Source organism: Mycobacterium sp. NGS27, assembly GCF_059813005.1.
In genome coordinates this window covers 100,510-122,438 of record NZ_JCALDT010000008.1, presented here as the reverse complement: position 1 = coordinate 122,438, position 21,929 = coordinate 100,510, and the positions used below count along the sequence as shown (strand labels likewise).

Annotated in this window: 18 protein-coding genes; 12 read left to right on the top strand and 6 right to left on the bottom strand. The window is 64.8% G+C overall.

What is annotated here, in order from left to right:
- Nucleotide 1 precedes the first annotated feature (1 nt).
- From AC5Y30_RS21300 to AC5Y30_RS21255, 10 genes are all read left to right on the top strand, one after another.
- Nucleotides 2-235, top strand: coding sequence for a hypothetical protein (locus AC5Y30_RS21300; RefSeq protein ID WP_036473454.1), 234 nt, complete (start codon nucleotides 2-4; stop codon nucleotides 233-235).
- Between the two features lie 13 nt (nucleotides 236-248).
- Nucleotides 249-1,853 (top strand): PPE domain-containing protein, encoded by a 1,605-nt coding sequence (locus tag AC5Y30_RS21295; protein ID WP_036473456.1) that lies wholly within the window; start codon nucleotides 249-251, stop codon nucleotides 1,851-1,853.
- Nucleotides 1,854-2,029: 176 nt separating this feature from the next.
- Complete coding sequence (locus tag AC5Y30_RS21290) at nucleotides 2,030-2,338, top strand: YbaB/EbfC family nucleoid-associated protein (protein ID WP_036473458.1); 309 nt, start codon at nucleotides 2,030-2,032, stop codon at nucleotides 2,336-2,338.
- The gene (gene eccA / locus AC5Y30_RS21285) at nucleotides 2,335-4,275 is read left to right on the top strand and encodes a type VII secretion AAA-ATPase EccA (protein WP_081285072.1); all 1,941 of its coding nucleotides are present in this window, start codon (nucleotides 2,335-2,337) and stop codon (nucleotides 4,273-4,275) included. Before AC5Y30_RS21290 ends, eccA begins: the two co-directional genes overlap by 4 nt.
- On the top strand, nucleotides 4,272-5,795 hold the full coding sequence (gene eccB, locus AC5Y30_RS21280; protein ID WP_036473459.1) for a type VII secretion protein EccB: 1,524 nt from the start codon (nucleotides 4,272-4,274) through the stop codon (nucleotides 5,793-5,795). Before eccA ends, eccB begins: the two co-directional genes overlap by 4 nt.
- Nucleotides 5,796-5,810: 15 nt before the next feature.
- Nucleotides 5,811-9,974, top strand: a complete 4,164-nt coding sequence (gene eccCa, locus AC5Y30_RS21275; RefSeq protein WP_064942974.1) for a type VII secretion protein EccCa — start codon at nucleotides 5,811-5,813, stop codon at nucleotides 9,972-9,974.
- A 205-nt stretch (nucleotides 9,975-10,179) separates the two neighbouring features.
- Nucleotides 10,180-10,497 carry a PE family protein gene (locus AC5Y30_RS21270; protein WP_036473460.1) on the top strand — a complete coding sequence of 106 codons (318 nt, stop codon included), beginning with the start codon at nucleotides 10,180-10,182 and terminating at the stop codon, nucleotides 10,495-10,497.
- A gap of 27 nt (nucleotides 10,498-10,524) precedes the next feature.
- Complete coding sequence (locus AC5Y30_RS21265; protein WP_036473464.1) at nucleotides 10,525-11,844, top strand: PPE family protein; 1,320 nt, start codon at nucleotides 10,525-10,527, stop codon at nucleotides 11,842-11,844.
- Nucleotides 11,845-11,941: 97 nt separating this feature from the next.
- Nucleotides 11,942-12,232 (top strand): WXG100 family type VII secretion target, encoded by a 291-nt coding sequence (locus tag AC5Y30_RS21260; RefSeq protein WP_036473466.1) that lies wholly within the window; start codon nucleotides 11,942-11,944, stop codon nucleotides 12,230-12,232.
- Nucleotides 12,233-12,288: 56 nt separating this feature from the next.
- Nucleotides 12,289-12,576 (top strand): WXG100 family type VII secretion target, encoded by a 288-nt coding sequence (locus tag AC5Y30_RS21255; protein WP_036473467.1) that lies wholly within the window; start codon nucleotides 12,289-12,291, stop codon nucleotides 12,574-12,576.
- A gap of 141 nt (nucleotides 12,577-12,717) precedes the next feature.
- On the opposite strand, the gene AC5Y30_RS21250 is transcribed toward AC5Y30_RS21255, so the two are convergent.
- The 3 genes from AC5Y30_RS21250 to AC5Y30_RS21240 form a co-directional block, all read right to left on the bottom strand.
- Nucleotides 12,718-14,205, bottom strand: coding sequence for a coiled-coil domain-containing protein (locus tag AC5Y30_RS21250; RefSeq protein WP_036473468.1), 1,488 nt, complete (start codon nucleotides 14,203-14,205; stop codon nucleotides 12,718-12,720).
- Nucleotides 14,202-14,786: a hypothetical protein gene (locus AC5Y30_RS21245; RefSeq protein ID WP_036473470.1), complete on the bottom strand. Its 585-nt coding sequence runs from the start codon at nucleotides 14,784-14,786 to the stop codon at nucleotides 14,202-14,204. The genes AC5Y30_RS21250 and AC5Y30_RS21245 overlap by 4 nt, the downstream gene beginning before the upstream one ends.
- Before the next feature lie 268 nt (nucleotides 14,787-15,054).
- Entirely contained in the window at nucleotides 15,055-15,654 is a 600-nt protein-coding gene (locus AC5Y30_RS21240) for a TetR family transcriptional regulator (protein ID WP_023870462.1), read from the bottom strand.
- A 334-nt stretch (nucleotides 15,655-15,988) separates the two neighbouring features.
- On the opposite strand from AC5Y30_RS21240, the gene AC5Y30_RS21235 reads away from it, so the two are divergent.
- The gene (locus AC5Y30_RS21235; protein ID WP_225337321.1) at nucleotides 15,989-16,594 is read left to right on the top strand and encodes a TetR/AcrR family transcriptional regulator; all 606 of its coding nucleotides are present in this window, start codon (nucleotides 15,989-15,991) and stop codon (nucleotides 16,592-16,594) included.
- 74 nt (nucleotides 16,595-16,668) lie between these two features.
- On the top strand, nucleotides 16,669-17,091 hold the full coding sequence (locus tag AC5Y30_RS21230) for a DUF6188 family protein (protein ID WP_036473472.1): 423 nt from the start codon (nucleotides 16,669-16,671) through the stop codon (nucleotides 17,089-17,091).
- Between the two features lie 116 nt (nucleotides 17,092-17,207).
- On the opposite strand, the gene AC5Y30_RS21225 is transcribed toward AC5Y30_RS21230, so the two are convergent.
- The 3 genes from AC5Y30_RS21225 to AC5Y30_RS21215 all read right to left on the bottom strand — a co-directional run bounded on the left by AC5Y30_RS21225 (nucleotide 17,208) and on the right by AC5Y30_RS21215 (nucleotide 21,716).
- Nucleotides 17,208-18,101 (bottom strand): alpha/beta fold hydrolase, encoded by an 894-nt coding sequence (locus AC5Y30_RS21225; RefSeq protein ID WP_023870467.1) that lies wholly within the window; start codon nucleotides 18,099-18,101, stop codon nucleotides 17,208-17,210.
- Between the two features lie 56 nt (nucleotides 18,102-18,157).
- Nucleotides 18,158-18,559, bottom strand: coding sequence for a PaaI family thioesterase (locus AC5Y30_RS21220; protein ID WP_100882369.1), 402 nt, complete (start codon nucleotides 18,557-18,559; stop codon nucleotides 18,158-18,160).
- Nucleotides 18,560-18,638: 79 nt separating this feature from the next.
- Complete coding sequence (locus AC5Y30_RS21215) at nucleotides 18,639-21,716, bottom strand: MMPL/RND family transporter (RefSeq protein WP_081285076.1); 3,078 nt, start codon at nucleotides 21,714-21,716, stop codon at nucleotides 18,639-18,641.
- Nucleotides 21,717-21,929: the final 213 nt, after the last annotated feature.

Genomic DNA, 21,929 nt, shown 5'->3' with positions numbered 1-21,929 from the left:
CATGCATTCCATCACTGTGACGCAATTCAAGGACGACGACGACGAGGTCATCACCACTGCCGAGACCGACCCGGCTGCCTTGTCGGTGTCGGTGTGCACCACCGGCGCGATCGTCGATGTCGACGCTGCCGTCAAGACGCTGCGTCCGCTGGGTGTCGAGGGATTCACCGAGTTGTTCCTGGCCTGCGCGCAGGCGGCGTTCGCCCACCGCTACGACCCACTGTTGTCCGAGTAGCGGCAGGGTCGTCATGGGCTTGGATATCGACACCAGTGGACTGCGCCGCGCCGGCGAACTGGTTCACGCCGCCGGTGAGGTCTTACACCAGCAGTTAGACGCCGACGCGCCGCCCTGCGGGGACGATGAAGTGTCCAAGGCCCTGATGGACAACCTCAACGCCTGGCAACGCTGGCTGGTCGCGCACCTCAAAGCCGGTGCCCAGCAAGCATTTAGCGCCGCGGCCGGTATCCACAACGCGGCCGGCGGATTCGACACCCACGACGCTGCGGCCGCGGCGGCCTACGGCGGCGCCGGCGGCCACGCACCAGTGGCCACGCCGGCTGCCGCCCACAGCGGACCGGGCGCGGCGGGCGCTGCACCTACCGGGCCCCCGGCCAACTCACCCGTGCCGGACATCAGCGGCCGCGACGGTGAGAAGCTCGCCCTGGCGCTGCACTCCGGCGCCGGGCCCGCGCCGGCTTTGGCCAAAGCCGCGCAGTGGGAAGGCGTGGCCGCCCAAGCAGTGACCGCGCATACCGCACTCACCGGGGCCCGAACCCAGCTGCTCGCCTCCGGTCACGCCGCGCTGAGCGCACCGCTGGTGACACGGCTGGACCGGGCCATCGGCTGGACTCAGCAGGTCGCCACCCACGCCAGCGCACTGGCCAACGGCTACAGCACCGCCGCCGGCGCCCACACCACCGCCACGACCGCAGTCGGCCACCCCACGGTGTGGCGCACCACGAAAACGAACTTGGCCGAGGCACGCGCGGACCCGTTCGGGGCGCCTCGAGCGCAGGCCTACCAAGCCCAGTTGACCGGGATGCAGCACACCGCCAGAGTCACGTTGACCGGCTATACCACCACCGGAACCGCGGCCAGCACACCGCCGAGCACACTTCCCCCCGGTCCCGGATTGGCCCCCACCACCCCAAACGCTCCCGGCTCACCCACGCCCAACACCGCTGACAAACCGGGCCAAACCGATCAACAAGACGATCCCCACGCGCCGACATCAGGTGATGGCACCCCGCAGACGTCCAAAGCGACGTCCGGGGAAGGATCGGGTTTCCAGGACATGCTCGGCTCCCTCATGGGGGCACTCGGTCCGCTGATGCAGTCACTGGGCCAAGCCAATCCTCTACAGTCGCTGGGCCAACTCGGCCAGCAGCTCAGCCAGCAGGCTGGCAATCTGGCCAAGGCCACCAAACCACCGATCAAGCCCGCCGCGCTAACTCACGCGCATCCGGCAGGAGGTGGAGCCCACAAGGGTGGAGGCGGTGGCAGCCCGATCAAACCTGCCGTTCTGGGCGGGGTCCACTCGGCCGGGCTGACCGGAACCCCGGCCTCCTCGCCTCCTGCCGCGCCGAGCAAGCCGGCGGCCCCCGCCGCCGCGAGCGCCAGCGGATCCGGCGGCATGGGCATGATGCCGATGGGGCGCCACGCTGAAGGCACCGACTCCAAGAAGGTGCACAGCTACGAGCAGCCAATACCCGAAGTCGAACCCGAAGGAAGGCCCGGAGTCGTCGGGGCTGCCGCCAAAGCTGAGCCCGTGGTCAAACCCGAAGCGCACAACGCCGTCAAGGCGCGCATCGCTGCCCGCAAGAAAGCAACCGCGACCGGCGACGACGCCTAGCGGTGGCTTACCCTTGCACCCCCCGCTGTCGCACTTTTGTGCCACGCTAATGGCATGACCGATCAGCCGGTGCGGCCAGCCGCCGCACACCACAGTGCGACCCCCTTGGGGTCAGCTGCGGTGGCGCACCCGCTGTGCGATCCCATCAGCCCACCAGTGTTAGGCGACATCTTCTGATGGATATCCCCCTGCACCCCGCTGTGGTCGCCGAAATGGCGCGCGGCCAGCAATTCCTCGAACGAATCCGATCGGCGCGCCGAAACCTCGAACAACTACGGGTCACGGTGAGCTGCCCCGACGGCGACAACACGCTCGTCTTCGACGGCGACGGCATGATCGTCGAGGCGTCGTTCGCCGCGGACCTGTTTGACCGCTACCCCGGCGACAAGCTCAGTGAACTGCTGCTGGCCATGTCAGAGGAAGGATATTCCCAGGTGTCACAACACGTCAGCGCCCAAGTCGCCGCGGTCGTGGAGCAGCGATGACAAGCAGCGACGCGCTGGACCTCTTCCTGAGCAGCTGCGCAGCCCTAGGCGCCGAGGTGTACGGACGCCGGCAGGTACCCGACAAGCGCGCCGCGCGCAGCGGATTCGAGCGCCTGACCGCGCAGTACCCCGATCAGTGCGACGGATGGCTGGGCCTGGCGGCCAGCGGAGACGTCAGCCGCGCCGTCCTGGAAAACGCCTACCGCGCCCTGGACACCTGCGGTGAGTTGATCACGGCCGGTGACGTGGCCGCGGACGCAATCGATTTCGCCTTCGATACCGGCATGTACATCCAGCTGCACGCGCGCGGCGCCGACGGCGTCATCATGGCGTGCGCGGCCGCGCGCGCCGCCGCTGGTGACTACGCCGGCGCCGGCGAACTGCTTACCGACCGGGTGCTTTCGGCCGTCCCCGGCCCTGCCGGCTGGGTGTTGGCGGTGGTCTATTTCCGGGCAAAACGCTGGCATGACGTGCGCCGGGTCCTGGCGCCGCTGGCCGCACAGGTACGCAACGATCCGTTCCTGCACCAAGCAGTCCAGGTGGCCCTCGGTTTGTCCGGCGCCTATTTGGGCTTGTGGGAGCAGGGATTTGACCAATTGAGCAGCCAGGGGCAGGGGCCGATCGCGGCGGCCAGCGCTGAGGCGCTGCTCGGTGCGGGTTTGTGCGCTCGAGCGCTGGGCCGCGCCGAGGCGGCTACCGCGCTGCTCAACGAGGCCTACGCCGTGGTGGGGGTCTCCGACCATGTGCGCTCGACGATCGCGACCGCGCTGAGCGATCCGGGCTTCGGTATCCACCCCACCACCGCGGCGCGCATCGATGCCCGCAACGACTACTGGGATCCCGACACCGAGCCCGGCGAACGTGACTTCGCGCGCCAGCTCGGAGCGGCTCGCCGCGAAGAGCTCAAGGCCGAAGCCGCCGCCGAGCTCGCCGACTTCGTCGGCATGGTCGACGTCAAAGACCAAATCGCGCGGCTGGAATCGAGCGTGCGCGGAGACAAGCGACGCGAAGCTCTCGGGCTGCCGGTGCGCAACAAATCGCTGCACCTGATACTTGAAGGCCCACCGGGCACCGGTAAGACGACGATCGCCCGGGTGATCGCCAAGCTGCTGTGTGCTGCCGATGTGCTGCCGTCGGACACCTTTGTCGAAGTCAGCCGCTCAGATTTGGTGGACCGGGTTATCGGCGGCTCGGAAGCCAAGATCAAGGCGATCATCGACCGCATCATCGACGACGGCGGCGGGGTGCTGTTCATCGATGAGGCCTATGCCCTCACCGAATCAGATTCGGAGAGAGATTACGGGCGGGTGGTGATCGCTGAACTGTTGCGCGCCATGACAAATCACGCCGGCAAGCTGATGGTGATTGCGGCCGGCTATGCCGACAAGATGCAGGAATTCCGCGACTCCAATGAGGGGCTGCGGTCCCGGTTTACACGCAGCATCAGGTTGCCGTCCTACACCGTCGACGAGCTGGTGGAGATCACGGTGCGCAAAGCCGCCAAAGGCGGCAGCATCATCTCCGATACCGAGCCGCTGCGCGCGGCCTACGCCGAGCTCGCCGCTGCCACCGCCGTGGACACCAGCGGGCGGCGCCGTCCGGCGATGGACGTGTTGGGTAACGCCCGCTTCAGCGAGAACCTGATCCAGTTCGCCGAGGAGCAGCGCGACCACCGCCTCGACGTCACCGGCAAACTCGACCACGACGACACCACCGCCGAGGAGTTGCAGACCATCACCGCCGAAGACGTGAGCACCGCAGTGGCGCGTGAACTCGAGCGGGCCGACAAGGAACAGAACATCAAGTTATCGCGCCACGACCGCAATCAAGGACCGCTCGCAGGGACGGCGGCCCCGCAGCGCGCAGAGCCGGTGGGTTCGGCTGAACCCGACTTATGGCGCCGCGGCGGTACCCAAGCCGACGGAGGCGCGCGATGAGCGCACCGGTCACCCCACGTCCGCGGCGGGGGTTTAAGTCCCGCAGCGTCGAGCTAGGCCCGACCGCGGCGCGCAAGCGGCCCTGGGGATTCGTTACCCGCCACCAGGTTTCGGGCTGGCGGTTCCTGATCCGCCGGATCAGCAACGGCGTCGCGCTGCGTGACACGCGGATGCTCACCGATCCGCTACGCCGGCAGGGCCGCGCGCTAAGCGTGGGCACGCTGATCGCGGCCGTGCTGGTGGCCGGGGCGTTGGTGCTGTCGATCCTCAAACCCGCCGGCGTCACCGGCACCAAGCACGTGCTGGCTGACCGATCCACCAACGCGCTGTATGTGGTGGTCAACGATGAACTGCATCCGGTGCTCAACCTGGCCAGCGCCCGCCTGATTTCGGGCCATCCCGACACCCCGACCGTGGTGAAATCCAGCGAGATCGACAAGTTCCCACTGGGCAACACATTGGGCATCCCCAATGCGCCCTCGCGCATGGTGCAGTCGAGTGTCCGCGACGCGCGCTGGATGGTGTGTGACGCCATCGGCGGCGCGGAAAGCGGCGCAACGGTTATCTTCGGCGATCCGGTTGCCGGCCCAGGACATGCGGCGGCGCTGCCGGCGTCCTCGGCGGTGCTGGCCACCAGCGACGGCGGCAAGACCGCCTGGCTGATCTGGGGCGGCAAACGCAGTCAAATCGACCTGCACAACGCCGCGGTCACCGCGGCAGTGGGGATCAACGCCGACACACCCGCACCGCGGACCATCAACCGTTCACTGCTGAATCTGATTCCCGAATCCGCGCCGCTGGTGGTGCCGTTCGTCGCCAACGCCGGCGATCCGCCCCGCTTTGTGTGGCCGGTCCCTGGACAGACGCCCCCGCCGGTCGCCTCGGTGGTGATCGACCATGACACCAACAACCAGATCCGCTACTACGTCGTGACCGCAGACGGGCTACAGGCCATCTCCCCGGTGGTGGCGGCGATCCTGCGCGCCAACGACGCCTATGGTCTTGTCGAGCCGCCCGCCCTGACGCCAGACCAGGTCGCCAAAGCGCCCAAAGCCACGCCGATTTCGGTCGACGATTACCCGTCATCGGCGCTGCGGATCATGGATCCCAACACCGACCCTGTGACCTGTGGGCAATGGGTGAAACTGGGCGGCGCGCCCACGTCGAGCCTGACGCTGCTGTCCGGGCAGAGCCTGCCCATTGCCGCCGACGCCAAGTCCGTCGGGCTCACTGGCGCCGGGCCCACCACCGCCGCGCGCGTCGTGTTGCCCCGGGGCAACGGCTACTACGTGCAAGTCACCGGGCAGCAACCGCAGGCGACGACCAAAGAGTCGCTGTTTTGGGTCTCTGACCTCGGCGTGCGCTACGGCTTGGAGGACCCAGCAGCCGGCCAGTCAACGACATCCACGGCAGAAGTGCTGGGCTTGAGCTCGCCTCCACTGCCGATTCCCTGGTCGGTGCTGAGCCTGTTCGCCCCCGGCCCCACCCTGTCCAAAGCCGATGCGCTGGTTGCGCACTGATAATGGAGAGCCCTGATGCGAGAACGATTCCCCCATCGGCGCCGCGTGGCCGGCCCCCAGCACAAGGCCAAGGATTTCACCCTCAACCCCCCGCCGGAGCTGCCACGCACCGTGGAAGTCGGCGCCCTCAAGAAGGCGCTGCCCTGGGTTTTCGGCGCGTCGATGGTCGTCATGGTGATCTTCATGTTCATGACTGGGTACCGGCAGATGCAGCCGATGTACCTGTTCTTTGTCGCCATGATGGTGATCGCGCTGTTTCAGTCCATGCAGGCCCAGGGCGGCACCAGCGAAATGTCGACGCCCGAAGTCAATTCCGAACGCGCGGAGTACTTGCGCTGGCTGTCGGGCAAAGGTGAAGAAATCCGGGAGGTCGCGGCCACACAGAAAGCTAGCGCGGAGTGGTCACACCCAGACCCCGAGGTGCTAGAAGCGGTGATTGGATCACCTCGAATGTGGGAACGCGGCGCTACAGACCCAGACTATCTGCACGTGCGCGTCGGACGTGACGAGGTGCGCCTGCAGAGCAAAATCAAGGTCAAACCCGTTGAGTCCGAACTCGATCTGGAACCGGTCACCTACACGGCGCTGCAGCATCTACGGGCCGTGCAGCAATCGATTCCCCACTGCCCCAAGGCGATTGACCTGGCCGGCTTCGGCATGATCACCGTCTACGGTGACCAGGTTGTTTTCGGGGCGATCCTGCGGGCCTGGATCGCGCAACTGGTGTGCTGGCACACCCCCAACGACATCGCTTTGGCGGTGGCCTCGCCGCGGCTGGAGTCGCAATGGAACTGGGCGAAGTGGTTGCCGCACACCGAAAGCCACGACATCGACGGCGCCGGACCAGCACGGTTGCTCGGCATCTCGTTGCGTGACGTCGAGACCATGCTGAGCCCGCTGATCAAAGATCGCGACAAGGTCGTCGACGACAAAGGAAACACAGACTCGGCGGCGGTGAGCAAATCGCACAAACACGTCGTGGTCGTCGTCGATGACCCCGGCGCCCCGCACGAGGTCGTGCGGCGCATCGCCGCACGCGACGGCGTCACGGTGATCGTCTATCGCGCGACCGCCGGCCCAGACCGCGATTACGCGCCCCACTCGCGCGAGCTGCTGCTGCGGGTAGGCCGTGACGCCCACGACGGCGCCGCCGCGGTGCAAATGGACACGTGGCAGAACTTTCGCTGGCAGACCTTTTGCGCCGAGCCAGACGTGCTCGACGCGCACGTCTCCCGGCACGTGGCTCGGCAAATGTCGAAGTGGGACGCGGCGCCGACCAGCCGGCAAAATGCCGAATCGGCAGCCGCGCAGAATCTGCTGGCGTTGCTGGGGATCACCAACGCCGCCAAGCTGGACGTCGAGTCGCTGTGGGCACCACGGATGCTGCCCGTGGGCACCGGAGAGCCAGTGGATCTGTCACCGATGTTGCGGGTTCCGCTGGGATTGCAGCCCAGCGGAGCACCGCAGATGCTTGACCTCAAAGACGAAGCCGACGGCGGCAACGGGCCGCACGGGCTGATGATCGGCATGACCGGTTCAGGCAAGTCCACGTCGCTGAAAACGTTGGTGTTCACCCTTTTTGCGCACCACTCCCCCGACGTCGTGCAGGCCATCCTCGTCGACTTCAAAGACGGTGCCGGCTTCGACGGCTTCGCCGGTTACCCGCACGCGGTTGCTGTCATCACCAACCTCGAGGAAAAGAGATCCCACGTCGAGCGGTTCGGTGAGACCTGCCTGGGACTGCTCGACCAGCGCGGTGTCGCGTTTGCTCACGCCGGTCGCCGAATCAGAGGCGCGGCGTTTGAGTCGCTGCGAGAATACAACGAGGCGCGGGCCACCGCCGCCGGCAAAGACCTCCCACCGATTCCGTTCTTGTTCGTGATCATTGACGAGTTCTCACTGCTGCTCAGGGAGCATCCGGAGATGGCCAAGGTGTTCGACACCGTGTGCCGCAAAGGCCGCTCGCAAGGGATCTTCTTTCTGTTTGCCAGCCAGACCCTCGACCAGGGCCACATCAAGGACATCGACAAGAACACCAACTACCGCATCGGGTTGAAGGTCGCCAGCGAATCCATCTCGCGGCAAGTGATCGGCAACGGCGACGCCTACCACATTCCCGACGGCAAAAACGTCAAAGGGACAGGCTATTTCGTGCGCGCGCCTGGTGCCGAGCCGATGAAATACCGCGGCTTCATGCTCCCTGCCCGCTACGAGCCGCCGACCACCATCAGCCGCAAGGTGATCAACGCCAAGCCCCGCGCGCGGGTGTTCACCGCCGGTCGGGTCGAGCCTGACCCCGACACCGTGATCGAAGAGGAAATCGCCGGCGAATCGGTGATCGAGGGGCCGCCGCGGTCGCTGGTGTTGACCGTCGGGCCGCAGCTGGCCGCCGCCTACGGTAAGCCCTCACCGCAGCTGTGGTCACCGCCGCTAGATGAGCCGATCCCGCTGGACGCCGTGCTGACCGAGGCCGCTGCTGCCGACGCGGCCGCACCGTCAGCGGCCCCGTGCTGGCCGCTGGGCAAAATCGATCGGCCTCGCCAGCTGACCCACAGCCTGCTCAGTTACAGCGTCGATGACGGCAACGTGTCGATCCTGGGAATGCGCAAAGAGGAAGCATCGATGGCGGTGCAGACCTTCATCTTGTCCGCAGCCGCCCGCCACTCCCCGCGCGACGTGGGGTTCTACGTGATGAGCTACGGCGGGCCCGCGGTGGGGACGCTCAACGGCCTGCCCCATATCGGCGCGATCGGCGGCAACGAGCGCAATGAACTGAACTTGCGGATCTTCGGCGACCTCGAGGCCGTCATCGCGCGCCGGCGGCGGATCTTCGACCAGTACAACATCGGCTCGCTCGGTGAGTTCCGGCGGCGCCGAAGCCAAGGCGATGAGCCAGGACTCGACGACGGCTACCCCACCGACCTGTTCTTGGTGGTCGACGGCTGGGACAACTTCCTCGACGACAACACCACGCTGCTGAATCCGAAGAACCCGCACCTCAAGAGCGTGGAACGGTTGGCCACCGCCGGGCGAGGCCTGCATGTGCTGATCTCGGCGGCTAGCTGGTTGAAGTTCGGCAACGAGGTGCAAAACCACATCAACACCCGCTTCGAGCTGAAACTCTCCCAAGCGTCGGACTCCCAAATCAAGCCGCAGAAGACCGACGAGATGATCCGACCGCAAGACCGCATCCCCAAGCACGATCTGGGTCGCGGCATCAACGGTGTCGGTGATGTCATCCGCTTCGCGGTGGGTCGCCTCGACGGCCAGCCCAGCATGGACAACCTGGACGAGAAGGTGCGCGAAACCGTGGCCACCGTGTCCCAGCACTACGCAGGCCACCCCGCGGTGCCGTGCCCGCAACTGCTGCCCGCAGTGGTCACCGTTAGCGGCCTCGGTCAAGATCGGCTCGACGGAGAGCAGTTCGCCCTGGGCCTGCGTGGCCGAGACCTGCAGCCCTTGGTGCACGACTTCACCCGAAGCCCCCTCGTGGGCGTCTACGGCGACGACGAGAAGGGCAAGACGACGTTCCTCACCCACCTGCTACGCAGCGTGGTCGCCCGCCGCTCGGGCCCCGAGCAAGCGATTGTGTGCGTCTTCGACAGGGGGCTTGGGCTCAGCGCAGAGACCGCCCGGCTCATCGAGGGCGAGGACTACTACGAGACCGACTTCGCCTCCATGGCCCAACGCCTCGAGCAGATGGCGCACGTCCTCGACGGCAGGACACCGCCGAAGGATCTGCCCTGGGAAGAAAAGCGGGCCTGGAAATTGCAAGGGGCGCTGATCTACCTCTTCGTCGACGACCTCGACGCCATTCCCGCCCAGCAGCAGATTTATGACCACGTCCCCGCCGGCGGTGTCCCGGCCAGTGGATCAGGTCGGATGGTGCAGACCTGGCAGCCGATGCTGCGCCATTTCGCCTCTGCCAACGAGGTGGGGTTGCGGGTGATCATGACCCACCGGGCCCAAGGAGCCGCTGCTGCGGAAATGTCGCCCAATTCAGTGCCGGGTCAATTGGCCAACCAAAACGCCGTCCGCATCATGCTGGGTTCTACAGCGGTCAACGACAAGGTCGGTGGAATGAAATTCCAGGACCTCGATCCAGGCCGCGGCTATGTCCTGGCCAGCGGCGGTCAAAACGAGGGATATGCGCAGTTGGCGATGCCCGACCGAATGTAACCGGAATGTTAAATGTGCACGATAGAGGTGTTAGCGTGTTAGTTGCACCTGATGCAATAACAGGCAGTTGTCATGTGTTGGCGGTACCGTGCTCTCAACCGGACCGCCACGGGGAGGCGAATTGTCGGTGGCCGCACTGAGGCGGGGCAGCGACAATTACTACAGGAACAATCGCACATAGTGAAACCAGAGGGGATGTTGTTCCATGCTTGTTGATGTCACACCCGAAGCGCTGGCAGCCGCTTCAGCTCAGGTGGCTGCACTGACCGCTCGTCTTTTGGGCACCAACGCCGCCCATGCTGTGGCCACCGGGGCCATTCTGCCGCCTGGCGCAGACGCGGTGTCGGTGAAAACCGCTGCATCCCTAGTCGCTGAGGGCGTGTCGCACCAGGCGATGGCTGGCATGGGCAACACCCAGCTAGCTGCCTCTTCAGAAGGCGTCGGCGAATCCGGTATCGGCTACACCCTCGTCGACGGCATCCAGGCCGGCGCCTACGCGGCTAACGCCGGCATCAGCGTCTAACTTCGGTTATCTGCGAAGCGTGCACCCATGTCCTTCGATACGGTCCTAGCCCAGATTTGGGTGGCGGCGCCGCCCGAAGTCCATTCGGCGTTGCTCAACGCCGGCGCGACCGCGGCGGGAATCACCGCCGCGGGAACGTCGTGGACGCATCTGAGTGCGGAATACATGGCGGCCCTGGCCGAACTCGAAGGGATCATCGCGGCGGTCGAATCCCAGTATCAAGGCGAGGCAGCCACCCAGTTCGTCGCCGCTCACCAGCCGATGCTGTTGTGGCTGGCCGACGTCGCAGCCAAGGCGGCGTTCACGGCCGCATCCCACGGCGAGATCGCAGCAGCCTACGAGGGCGCTGTCGGCGCGATGCCGACCCTAGGGGAATTGTTCGAAAACCACTTCGTTCACGGCGTGCTGATCGGCACCAACTTCATGGGCGTCAACACCATTCCGATCGGACTCAATGAGGCCGACTATCAGCGCATGTGGCAGCTGGCCGCCGATGTGATGAGCACCTGGGATGGCGCCTCGAGCGCCGCCGCAACCTCCATACCCCCCACCCCGATGTCTCCGGTCACCTTGAGCGTCGGTACCGGGGAAGCCGGTTTGGCGACCGCCGTCACAGCGGGATTCCATACCGCCGGGTGTGGCACCACCGGTGGCGGCGCGGCAACCGGCTCCGATATTGCCAGTGACAAGCTGCTCGCCGGCAAAGCCGCGAGCAGCCCGGCATCGGTCACGGACAAACTGCCACCGGCGCAAAATCAAGCACAAGGGGTCGGCAACCAAGACGGCACCGCCGAGCAGGGGCTGACCCAAAACATGGCCGGCAGCTTCCTGCAGCAAGCCGCATCCATCGGCCCGCAAGCCGCCCAGGGGCTCACCCAAGGCCCCGGACAACTGCTGACCCAAGCCCCCCAACAACTGTTGCAGGCACCCCAGCAATTGAGCAGCTTGCTGGGCCAATTCAGCGGAGGGGGCAGCTCCCTGGGACAGCAGTCGGTGCCGGTCGGCTTCGCCGGCACGGGTGCCCTCGCAGGGTTCAACCCTGCCGGGATGACCAGCCTGGCCGGCGGTGCATTCGGCAGCGGGCCCAGCAGACCGTTGATGCCCTCCACCTGGGGTGCGGCGCCAAGCACCACCTCGTCGCTGGCCAATGGCGCGCGTGCCATCACCCCTGTTGCCACCGGACTCCCCGGCGCCGCCGGCTCCAGCGGCAGTGGTGCTGGCGGCGGCATGATGGGCGGCGGCGTCCACAACACCCGAGCCCGCGGTCAACGGGTCAACACCTACGCCGACGACGCTGTCGACGAGGACGCCGACAGCGAAAAGGAGGCGTACGCAATGACCCGCTAGGACGCCTTCACCCACGCACTGCGGATCGCATCAACTCACGACAAGCCCAACTACCACCGAAAAATCAACATCGGTACGCCAAGAAAGGACACCGACAATGGGACTGCTTGACACCAACGTTCCAGCCATGGTCTCTGCCGGAAACAGCTTCGGTCAGAACGTGGCCATCTACAAGAGCACCCTGGCCGCCGCTGAGCAATCCGCCCAGGCCGCCCAGGCCTTCCACAAGGGCGACTCGGCGATGGCCTTCCAAGCGGCTCACGCCCGCTTCGTCGAAAGCGCCAACAAGGTCAACGCGCTGCTGGCCATCGCCGAGCAGAACGTGCACGAAGGCGCGACCACCTACACCACCGCCGACTCCAACGCGGCCGGCGAATACGTCATGTAGCAGCCCGGGGGTAACCCCGGCTACACATCCACTAGACGAAGCGAAAGGTACATCTCATGAGCCAAATCACTTACCAGTACCCGGCGATGCTCGCGCACGTCGGCGAGATGCGGACCCACAACGCATCTCTGCGCTCGATCGGTTCCACCATCGGCACCGAGCAGGCCGCCTTGGCCGCCAACTGGCAAGGCGACACCGGTCAGACCGCCAACCAGTGGCTGAGCCAGTGGAACCAGGCGCAAGAGGAGCTCGCTCAGCGCCACAACAACCTGGTCGAGATCCACGAGCAGAACACGATGAACATGATGAACTACGACCAGAACGAAGCCGCCAAGTGGGTCTGACCCGGCGCAACTAGCTCCAACACAGACAGGTGGGGCGGTCACCGATACAAGGTGGCCGCCCCACCTGCGTGTTATGCGGCGCCGGCGACTGCTCGCCCACGTGGGCAGCTCGTTGCTGAAGGCGGCTCCCGCTACGACCTGTTAGCCGGCGGTTCGCCACGGGTGGTCGTCCAACATGGCAGCGACCACGTCCACGACATCGGAATCACGGCTGTCACCGCGGCTGGCCAGGCGCTCGTTAGCGGCAGCAATGCGCTGCAGGAACGCGCTATAGACACTGGCTGCAGCGCTGGCGTAGCTGTCGGCGGCCTGCACCTGCGGTGCAGCGCTGTACCGCGCCGGCAGACCGCGCAACTGCTGAGCCAAATCCCAGGCTTGCTGCGCGACTGTGTGCACCAAGACGCGCACTCGCTCAATGTCCCACGGTTGACGCGCTTGCTGGTCGGCCACACCGGCTTCGAGCAGATAGTCGATCTCGCGGACCGCGGCCAACGCCTCTTCGATCGGCCCTGTGTGCGCCCGCAGCTCCGCTGTCGGAATAGGGACGCTCAAGGCAAGCCCCAGCTGTCCCGGTTCCGCGAGAACAGCCGCCTGGGCGTCCGCTCGTGCCCGCGCGACTCGTTCGTCGGCGGCTTGGCGGGCCGCCGCGACCTGCCGCTCGGCATGCTCATGCGCCGCGGCCACCCGCGACTCCGCCTCCGCGCCGATGCGCTCAACGTCTGCCTGCGCCTGAGCTGTCGCAGCCTCGGCGTCCGCGAGCGCCTGCGCGATCCGCTCATCAGCGGCTTGGCGGGCCGCCGCTACCTGCCCCTCGGCCTGACCGCGTGCTGCGGCCAACTCCGTGGCGTGGTCGGCCTGGGCACGTTCGAGTTGGCCGCGGAGCTCCTCGAGGGCTTGTTGGGTGCTTGCGCGTTCGGTGGCGCGTTCGGTGGCGCGTTGTTGTGCGCGTGCTTCTGCGGCGCGGGTCCGTTCGTGTGCTGCGGCCAGTTCGCTGGCGTGGTCGGCGTGTGCCTGCTCGAGTTGGCCGCGGAGCTCCTCGAGGGCTTGTTGGGTGCTCGCGCGTTCGGTGGCGCGTTCGGTAGCGCGTTGTTGTGCGCGTGCTTCTGCGGCGCGGGTCCGTTCGTGTGCTGCGGCTAATTCGCTGGCGTGGTCGGCGTGTGCTTGTTCGAGTTCGCCGCGCAACTGCTGCAAGGCCTGCTGTTCGCCCAGCCGTTGATCGGCGCGCTCTGCGTCCTTGCGTGCGGCCTCAGCTTGGATTGCGCGCACGCGTTCCCGGGCGTCCTGAGCCACACGGGCGGACTGCGCAGCTTCATCTCGGGCCATCTGCGCGGCCGCATCAGCATCCTGCTTGTCCTGCTCGGCTTGGCGGGCCTGACGCTCGGCCGAGACGCGTAGCTGGTCTGCTTGGACGAGCCGCATCAGCGGGGACAGGCGCTTGGGGCTCGAGCCGAAGCGGTTGCGGTGGTCGACGAGCTCACGTTCACTCATCGCCGCGACCCTGGCGAGCTCTTCGGACGCGGGTATCCCGAGCTGTTCAGCGGCGGCCACCGCGGCCATGGCAGCGCGTTTGGTCAACGCGGCCCACTCCTCGATATCGAGGTCCTCGATGTGTTGCTGCAACGTGGTCATCGGCGCCGCCTTCTGCCGCCCGTGCTGGCCTGCTGGCGTGAAGCGCTGGGCGTTTCATCTGCGGCAACCTCAAGCGGTGGGTGATCCGGCTCAGGGCTGGATGGTTCGTCAGCGCCAGTGGCGGCCGCGGGTGCCGCGGCGTCGGCGGTTGCCAGCAGTGCGCTGCCTTGTTGAGCCAGCACCCGCGAGAATTGCTTGAGCTGCACCGCTGCGGCGGCCGCCAAGGTGGCGTCTTCGAGCTGGCGTGCCTCACTGAGCAGGCCTTGTAGAACCGTCAGCGCCAGCTCTGGCCCGAATCCCACGGTGGCATCCGCGGCCGCGGCCGGCTCCATGCTGCCTTTGTCCACGACCCACGCCAGGCGCTCACGGCATTCCTTGATCGCCGCCGCGTGCCGTTCGTCGTCCCGAAGCTCCTGGTGGTGGCGTTCCCGCTGTTCGGATAGCAGGCGGAACCTTTTGGCAGCCTGGCGCAGCGCCACCACCGCGATCAGGGCCAAGATGAGTACGGCGACTAGTGCTGCCGCGCCACCGAACCCGCCTGAGACCAGGAAGTCGCGCGCCGGGGGCAGTTCCCTATTCATTGTGCGTGTTGGCGCAGGTGGTAAGGGTGTCATCGATTGCGCTCGGCATAGCGTTCACACTAGCGATACGTCGCGCTCTTTAATCGCGATTATGGCTTTGCTGGGTTCGTTTAATCGGGTGAGCGTGTTGGGTCGCTGGGCTAGTTGGTTGCCGCCCTGCGGGCGGTCGTGGCGAGCGGTGTCCGTGGGGCCCCAGGCAAAGATTGTGACGGGATCAGATTCCGTCTGCCTGGCCAACCGTATGCCCCGGGGTTCAAAGTAGTCTGCCCTAGTCGAATCCTGCCAGCGTAATTCTCAAGGCCTGTTCCAACTGAACGTGCAGCGGTGGATGTGTCTTAATGTCTGCGCTCAGCCAGCGCCGAAGTATGAATTGTGCGGTGGCCAACCCCGTGTGGACCAGCAGCGAGGGACGGATGTCGGATCCCGCATCGATGCCCATCCTTGTAGCGACGAGCTCGATGAACTTGCGGTCATCGTTGTCGCTGATCAGCGCCGGTTCGCTCAGTAGGTGGGGGGCGGTCAGCATGGCTTGTTGCCAGTAGTGCGGGTTCGGATTGGTTTTGTCCCAGGCGGTTTCGGCAAACAACGCGATCAGCGCGTCGGCTGCCGATTGGTCCGATGGCTGAGCGCCGTAGGCCGCAACGATTTCGGCGACCGTTTGCCGCAACGGCGCGATTAGCAAATCTTCCTTCGTAGGCGCGTAGCGGAAGTAAGTACTGATGGATATCCCCGCAGCGGCAGCGATGTCCTCGGTGGTCACGGCAGCAAATCCACGTTCGGCAAAAAGTTGGTGTGCGGTGCCCTGGATCTGCGAGAACAGCTCGGCGCGGCGCCGGTCCCTTAACGAGCCAGTATTTGCGGAGGGCATGACATCGCCTTCGTCAATCCGACATTCCAGGCTGCTTCCTGAGTTACTGTACGAACAGTAGCGTAGCGAAACCAACAGTACTAGGGGATCTATTGCTGGTGTCGCGATGTCGGGGACCGTGGCAGGTGACGCGGATTGCATGGGAAATAGCGGCTGCCCCACGAATATTCGCGAGCAGCCGCGGCCCCAGGCGCCCGCTAAATCCCTCGCCAGACAGTGCGCTCGCGCCTGCCGTTCACGGCGCTGTCCCGGTTGCCGGCGTTCCACTGGAAAATGGCACGTCGCAAGCCTCAGGTTGCTAGGTCCATCCTCGAGGAGAGGTGTGTGTGTCTTGTTGGCTGAGTCAGAGGCCGCGATGTCACGCCCTGGGAGGCACACCGCGAGCAACGCAGCAATCCTCGATGCCACCCAGGTGGTCGCAACGTTGGGCGGCTTCAAGGCGGTCCACTTCAAATCGGTCGCCAAGCAGGCCGGCGTCACGGTCGGGTCGGTGTGTGACCATTTCACGTCGAAGACCCACCTGTTGGTGACGCTACTCGCCCGTGAATTTGTGCGGCTGGATCAAGAACGCGACTGGAGCACGTGTGCGGCATCCCCGATTCGGCGAGTGGAATCCTTGACTCGCCGACTTCACGACGAATGGCAGCAAAATGCGAAGCTCACCGAGGCCGTGATGCGCGCATTCATTATTGCTGACACCGATGAAGCTCTGGGGGCGCAACATGCCGCCGACCTGATCGAAAGCATGCTGGCACGGGCACTCAGTGGCGGCACGGAAGGAATCTACGAGCGACAGATTGCCAGCCTCATCGCTGATATCTGGCTGGCCAACCTGATGGCCTTCGTCGGCGGCCGGGCGACAGCGGAGCAGACACGCAAGTGCATCAACAGAGCTACACGGCGTGTTCTGGATGCATGGGAGGGTGCTGGCAACCTATAGCGATACCGATCGTATCGCTGCGATACGATCAGTATTATAAGTGTGGCTCCGCTGACGTGTCGAAGGGAGCGGCTATGCACACACAATGGATCGAGCAGTGCACTGTCCAGCGAGTCTCACTGAAAGAAGGCCTGGTACTCGACCTCGACGATTACAGCGAGCTCGTAATCTCCCGGCCGATGCGGTTGACGCTTCCTGCAGTAGGAGCCTGGCCCGAGGAAGAGGTGTTGATCGACCCTGCCCACCTTTCGCCTGAAGAGCGGACGTTGTTGGACCTGGCCGGAGCGGTATGCACGCGGGCCTGGTTCGATGATGACGGGTCGCTCCATCTCGGGTTCTCCGGTGGACACCGCATCGATGTCCCCCCAGACGCGGCAGCGACCGCGTGGGAACTCTATGGCAAACGGCACGGCTACATGGCGTGTCTGCCTCGGGGCCGAGTCCGAGCGGTTCGGCACGACCTTTCTGCCGAAGAGGACGACTCGGATAATACGTAATTCGCTACATGCAGGACGTAGGGAACCATCTAGGGCTCTTAGTCGTAATGGCGGCCGGATTCGTCGAATTCAACGAGGATCAATAGCAGTGCGGGTCGCGTCCAACGCTTGGATCCTCATGCCATCCCCATTGTGCGGTCGAGGAAGTCGGTGACAGCGCCGGTGAACGCGTCGTTGTTGTCGCCGGCAACCATATGACCGGTCCCGGTGACGTCCGTCGCTTCGGCGTGCGGGACGAGCTGGAGGAATTCGTTGACGGTGTCCTGGGAGACGACGTCTGAAAGTGCGCCGCGCACGAGCAGCGTTGGGGCCGTGATTCGACGTGCTCCTTCGGCGAGAAATCCGCTGATGGTGTCGAATGCCTCGCTTCCGGTCATGAGATTGCCTTGCAGGACATCGAAGTTGGAGCTGATGAAGGCGGGGTCCCAGCGCCAGATCCATCGGCCGTCGCTCCGTTGGCGCAGAACTTTGTGCAGGCCATCGAGATTTTCGGGTCGCGCGCGGCGTGGGTTGTATTCGGCGATGACATCGGCGGCATCACCGAGCGTGCGGAATCCGTCGGGGTGTGCGGCCATAAATGACACGATGCGATGGGCCCCATCAAATTCCATTCGCGGGGTGATGTCGACCAGGACAACGGCTGCCCAGAGGTCGGGTGAGGCCAGCTGGTGGGTAGCGAGGATGATCAGCCCGCCCAGCGACGCGCCAACGACGGCGGGGGGACCGTCGGGGCTGACGTGGTCTCGTACCGAGAGCAGATCGGATACGAACTTTTCGACGTCGTACTGTCCGCTTGGGTCCCAGTCGCTGTCGCCATGGCCGCGGGTGTCGTACGCGATGACGGTGTAGCCATGGGCGTGGAGGCGACGCGCGCTGGTGGCCCAGGCGTGGCGGTTTTGGCCGCCGCCATGGAGGAGCAACACCACAGGACCAGTCGTGGCGTGCGTGTAACAATCCGCCACGAGGGTGATGCCGTCGCGCGTGCGGATGCGCTCCTGAGTAATGGTCATGTAGTTCGTTTCCCTCGGGCGGAACGCCCCCTAATGAGAGGCATGTACGGCCTTAGTCATTGCCTGGTTTCTTTCGGCGGCATGACGGTAATGGTGCCTTGAGCGGCGCACACAAGCATCCCGCTGTTGGTGATATCGATACGTGCTACACCGCTGCGCTTGCCCAACGAAATGATGTTAGCGACGGCGACGCACACTCCGCCCGAGACAGGTCGAACCAAATTCACCTTGAATTCTGTTGTGGCGACCCAACATCCTGCAGGCATGACCGGATAGAACACCACCCCGAGGCAGTGGTCAACCATGGCGGACAGACAACCGCCGTGGAGATTCCCAAACGGTGTAAGCAGGTCCTCGCGGGCATCCATTTCGGCAACTAATCGTCCCGCGGTTAGCTGGGTATGGCGCAAGTTCAGGTAGGTCGACAGCCCACCCGCAGTCGCCGCCGCACCGAGCATCTGCTCGGCGATTCGCTCGTCGAACCGGACGAAGTCCACGCCGGTCACGCTATGCAGTCCCTTGGGTGACAGGTCATCGTCAGCGTGCTCTACCGCGTGGGGCCAAGGACTTCCGTTGAGGCCACCAGCTGACCTCACCGAGCAATGTGGCGATCGCGGGAACCGTGAGAGTGCGGACCACGAAGGTGTCCAAGAGTAGGCCGCAGCCGATGATGAGTCCGGCTTGGATCATGATCGCGACCGAACCGACCATAAGGCCGAACATGCTGGCCGCGAAGATAAGCCCGGCCGAAGTGATGACTGAGCCGGTGTTCGCGACCGTGCGCAGCACGCCGACGCGAACGTTGTGAGCAGATTCCTCGCGTAACCGCGAGATTAGCAGCATGTTGTAATCGGCGCCCACCGCGACCAAGATGATGAACGCTAAAAGCGGTACGGGCCATGCGATTTCCTTGCCTAGGCCGTATTGGAAGACGAGTGTGCCGATGCCCAGTGCGGCCCCGTAGTTGAGTACCACTGTACCGAGCAGATAGAGCGGGGCCACCAAGGCGCGTAGCAGAACGACGAGGATCAAACCGACGATGACGAGCGTGGCGAAAGCCAGTAGGTGAAAGTCGGCCGACAGCAAGCGCTGGATATCGGAATTGACGGCGGGGAAGCCGGCCATCGAAATCCGTGCGTTGGCCAGCGAGGTGTTAGGGCGTGCGGCATCAGCAACGCGGGTGATCTTCTGCGCGAGATTCATCGCTTCGCTGCTGTAGGGGTTGTAACTGGATTCGATGGCAAAGCGCGCGGTCTTGCCGTCAGCAGACAGAAAGTGCTTCGCCACATCGGAGAACTGGCGATTCTCGAAGGCGTTAGCGGGCAGGTAAAAGCCGCTAGAGTTGTCCGAACCGGCGCTAGACCGCGCGGAATTCTGTAGCTGCGTGGCGATCTGACCCATGCCGGACAACATTTCGATGTTGCTGTCGGCGAGGGTGTGCACACCAGTAGCTAGGGCTTGTGCGCCCGACGCGAGCTGGCTGATGCCGTTTTGGAGGCGGCGGATGTTGCCGGCCATGTCGGCGGGGTCGCCGAGCGCTCCGAACGCGTTGTTCAGCGAGGTGACCGTGTTCTGCAGGTCTGCCATAGTGCCCCCCGCCGTATCGCCGCCCGGCTGGTACATGTCGCCGAGGTTGGCGAGCTGGTTGAAAAAGCCGCCATCGCGCAAGGTCACTAGAATCCGTACCTGGTCGCGGATCTGGGCACACTCGGGTGTGGTGGCACACCAAGGGGATGTATTGAGCGCATTAACCAACGGGTCGATGGTGGCGATCGCATTCTGGGCTTGTTGAGCTTCTTGGCGTAAGCCGGGCCCGCTTCGGATAGCTTGGTCGATGGTCGGTGTGGTAGCCGAAAGCTGCTGCAGCAGCGGGCGAAAGCGCTGAAATTGTGCCCCACTGGACTGGGCTTGGCTGAGGATCCCGGTCAGCGGAGTCAACGCCGCGCGAAGGGTAGTGTCAAGTTGCGCCAAGCCGCCCGCGAGTTGGTCGGCGCCACCGGTGAGTTTGGTGAGATCGGTCTTGTGGGCGTCTCCTTTGGCGACGGCATCGGCCATCTTGGTCCCGATCTGGCCGTTCTGCCAAGAAAGCTGCGCCTGGTCCAGTCGCGCACCGGTGGGCCGGGTGACGCCGGAAACTTTGGTGACACCCGGCAATTGCGACACGCGAGACGCCATTTCGTCAAGGTCGGCCAGGCCCTTACCGGTGCGCATATCGGTCGGTGATTCGACGACCATGAACTGCGTGATGACAATATCTTTGCGAAAGTGTCTGTCCAGCAGGTGATAACCCTCGTTGCTGGCGGTCGAGGGCGGCTGGCCTTGGCGGTCGTCGTAGCTCATGCGCATGGTCAGCGCCACAGCCGCTAGCCCTAACACGAGAGCCAGGCTGGCGGCCAGCAATGGGCCGGGCCGGCGGACTACGGCCACCGCGATCCAATTCCAGTAGCGGCGTGTGCGGTCGGCTTTGGGCTCGCCGATGCCGTGTTGAGCGGCCAGCGCCAAAACCGGTGGGAACAACGTCACGGTGGCCGCGACTCCGACGAAGACGGCGATCGCGCACGCTGGGCCCAGCGCGCCAAAAACGCTCAGTTTTGCAAACACCATGGCTAAAAATGCAAACGCCACAGTGGCCGCGGAGGCCAGGATCACGCGTCCGATGGTGGCGGTTGCATTGATCACCGCGAGGTCGGCCGAGACCTCCTGGCGGCGTTGCTCGTGGTACCGGCTGATCAAAAACACCGAATAATCGGTGCCGGCACCCAACAGAATCGCCGTCATGAACGCGATGGTGAATTGCGATACCGGCATTCCCGCTTCGCCCAGCCCCGAGAGCACTCCACGCCCTACCCCCAGACTGACGCCGATAACCAACAGTGGCAGCAACGCGGTAAACAATGACCTGTAGATGACCAGCAAAATCAGCGCGATCAGCCCCGCGGTCACGACGGAGACGACAATCAAATCCTGCTCAGCCGAGTCAATTTGATCGCTGAACGTCGCGGGAGGGCCGGTTACGCGGACGGTCGTGGAGGTACCGCTAAACGAATTGGCGGCGATAGCGCGCACCGCTTGGACGGATTCGGCCGCTCGGGGATCGCCGAGCGTGCCCGCTATCCCGACCGGCAGATACCATGCCTTGCCGTCCTGGCTCACCGCCTGACCGGCAGTAACCGGGTCGGCCAACAGATCCTGAACCAGTCGCACATGCTTGGAATCGGCACGTAACCGCGAAACCATCGCGTTGTAACGCTGACGCACCGGCGCACTCAGGCCCGTCGGTTCCTCCACCGCGACAAAGACGGTCGTCTTGGACCCCTGCTCGCCGAATGCGATCCCCATCCGCTCAACGGTCTGGAGCGACGGCGCATCAGAGGGAATGAGGTTCACCGACTGCTGCTTTACGACTGTTTCCAATTGCGGAAACACCGCGGCCAGGACGCCGGCAGCCACCACCCACGCACCGATGACCAGCACCTTGTGCCGGATACTAAACCGCGCCACGCGGGCTAATCGATCGCTGTAAACGCCCTCACCAGCGGTGACCTTACGGAGTCTTTCCCGGACCGGCCGACTCAACGTCGCCACGCCCGACGAAACCCACCCGGTATCTACCATCCCCCGTCTCCACTACTGGAAAGAAACCAATGGTATCGCAACAGTACTATCGGTACCCTTTCATGGTGTCGGCGAAATTGCTACCGCCAGCCCGCCCACGCCGCGACGCCGCGTCGGCCCTTGCGCTCGACCTCGATGTCCTGTTGCCGGTTCCGTATCGGGTACGTCATTGCGTAATCCATTGGTATGCAGATTATTTGACGTTGGCCATGG

Excerpts from the sequence above, each read along its gene's own strand:
- AC5Y30_RS21225 (WP_023870467.1), bottom strand. The coding sequence starts at position 18,101 with ATGACCATTACTCAGGAGCGCATCCGCACGCGCGACGGCATCACCCTC.
- AC5Y30_RS21270 (WP_036473460.1), top strand. The coding sequence starts at position 10,180 with ATGCTTGTTGATGTCACACCCGAAGCGCTGGCAGCCGCTTCAGCTCAG.
- AC5Y30_RS21300 (WP_036473454.1), top strand. The coding sequence starts at position 2 with ATGCATTCCATCACTGTGACGCAATTCAAGGACGACGACGACGAGGTC.
- AC5Y30_RS21230 (WP_036473472.1), top strand. The coding sequence starts at position 16,669 with ATGCACACACAATGGATCGAGCAGTGCACTGTCCAGCGAGTCTCACTG.
- AC5Y30_RS21220 (WP_100882369.1), bottom strand. The coding sequence starts at position 18,559 with ATGCTCGGTGCGGCGGCGACTGCGGGTGGGCTGTCGACCTACCTGAAC.
- AC5Y30_RS21265 (WP_036473464.1), top strand. The coding sequence starts at position 10,525 with ATGTCCTTCGATACGGTCCTAGCCCAGATTTGGGTGGCGGCGCCGCCC.
- AC5Y30_RS21255 (WP_036473467.1), top strand. The coding sequence starts at position 12,289 with ATGAGCCAAATCACTTACCAGTACCCGGCGATGCTCGCGCACGTCGGC.
- eccCa (WP_064942974.1), top strand. The coding sequence starts at position 5,811 with ATGCGAGAACGATTCCCCCATCGGCGCCGCGTGGCCGGCCCCCAGCAC.
- AC5Y30_RS21215 (WP_081285076.1), bottom strand. The coding sequence starts at position 21,716 with ATGGTAGATACCGGGTGGGTTTCGTCGGGCGTGGCGACGTTGAGTCGG.
- AC5Y30_RS21250 (WP_036473468.1), bottom strand. The coding sequence starts at position 14,205 with ATGACCACGTTGCAGCAACACATCGAGGACCTCGATATCGAGGAGTGG.
- AC5Y30_RS21295 (WP_036473456.1), top strand. The coding sequence starts at position 249 with ATGGGCTTGGATATCGACACCAGTGGACTGCGCCGCGCCGGCGAACTG.
- AC5Y30_RS21290 (WP_036473458.1), top strand. The coding sequence starts at position 2,030 with ATGGATATCCCCCTGCACCCCGCTGTGGTCGCCGAAATGGCGCGCGGC.
- eccA (WP_081285072.1), top strand. The coding sequence starts at position 2,335 with ATGACAAGCAGCGACGCGCTGGACCTCTTCCTGAGCAGCTGCGCAGCC.
- AC5Y30_RS21240 (WP_023870462.1), bottom strand. The coding sequence starts at position 15,654 with ATGCCCTCCGCAAATACTGGCTCGTTAAGGGACCGGCGCCGCGCCGAG.
- AC5Y30_RS21260 (WP_036473466.1), top strand. The coding sequence starts at position 11,942 with ATGGGACTGCTTGACACCAACGTTCCAGCCATGGTCTCTGCCGGAAAC.
- AC5Y30_RS21245 (WP_036473470.1), bottom strand. The coding sequence starts at position 14,786 with ATGAATAGGGAACTGCCCCCGGCGCGCGACTTCCTGGTCTCAGGCGGG.
- eccB (WP_036473459.1), top strand. The coding sequence starts at position 4,272 with ATGAGCGCACCGGTCACCCCACGTCCGCGGCGGGGGTTTAAGTCCCGC.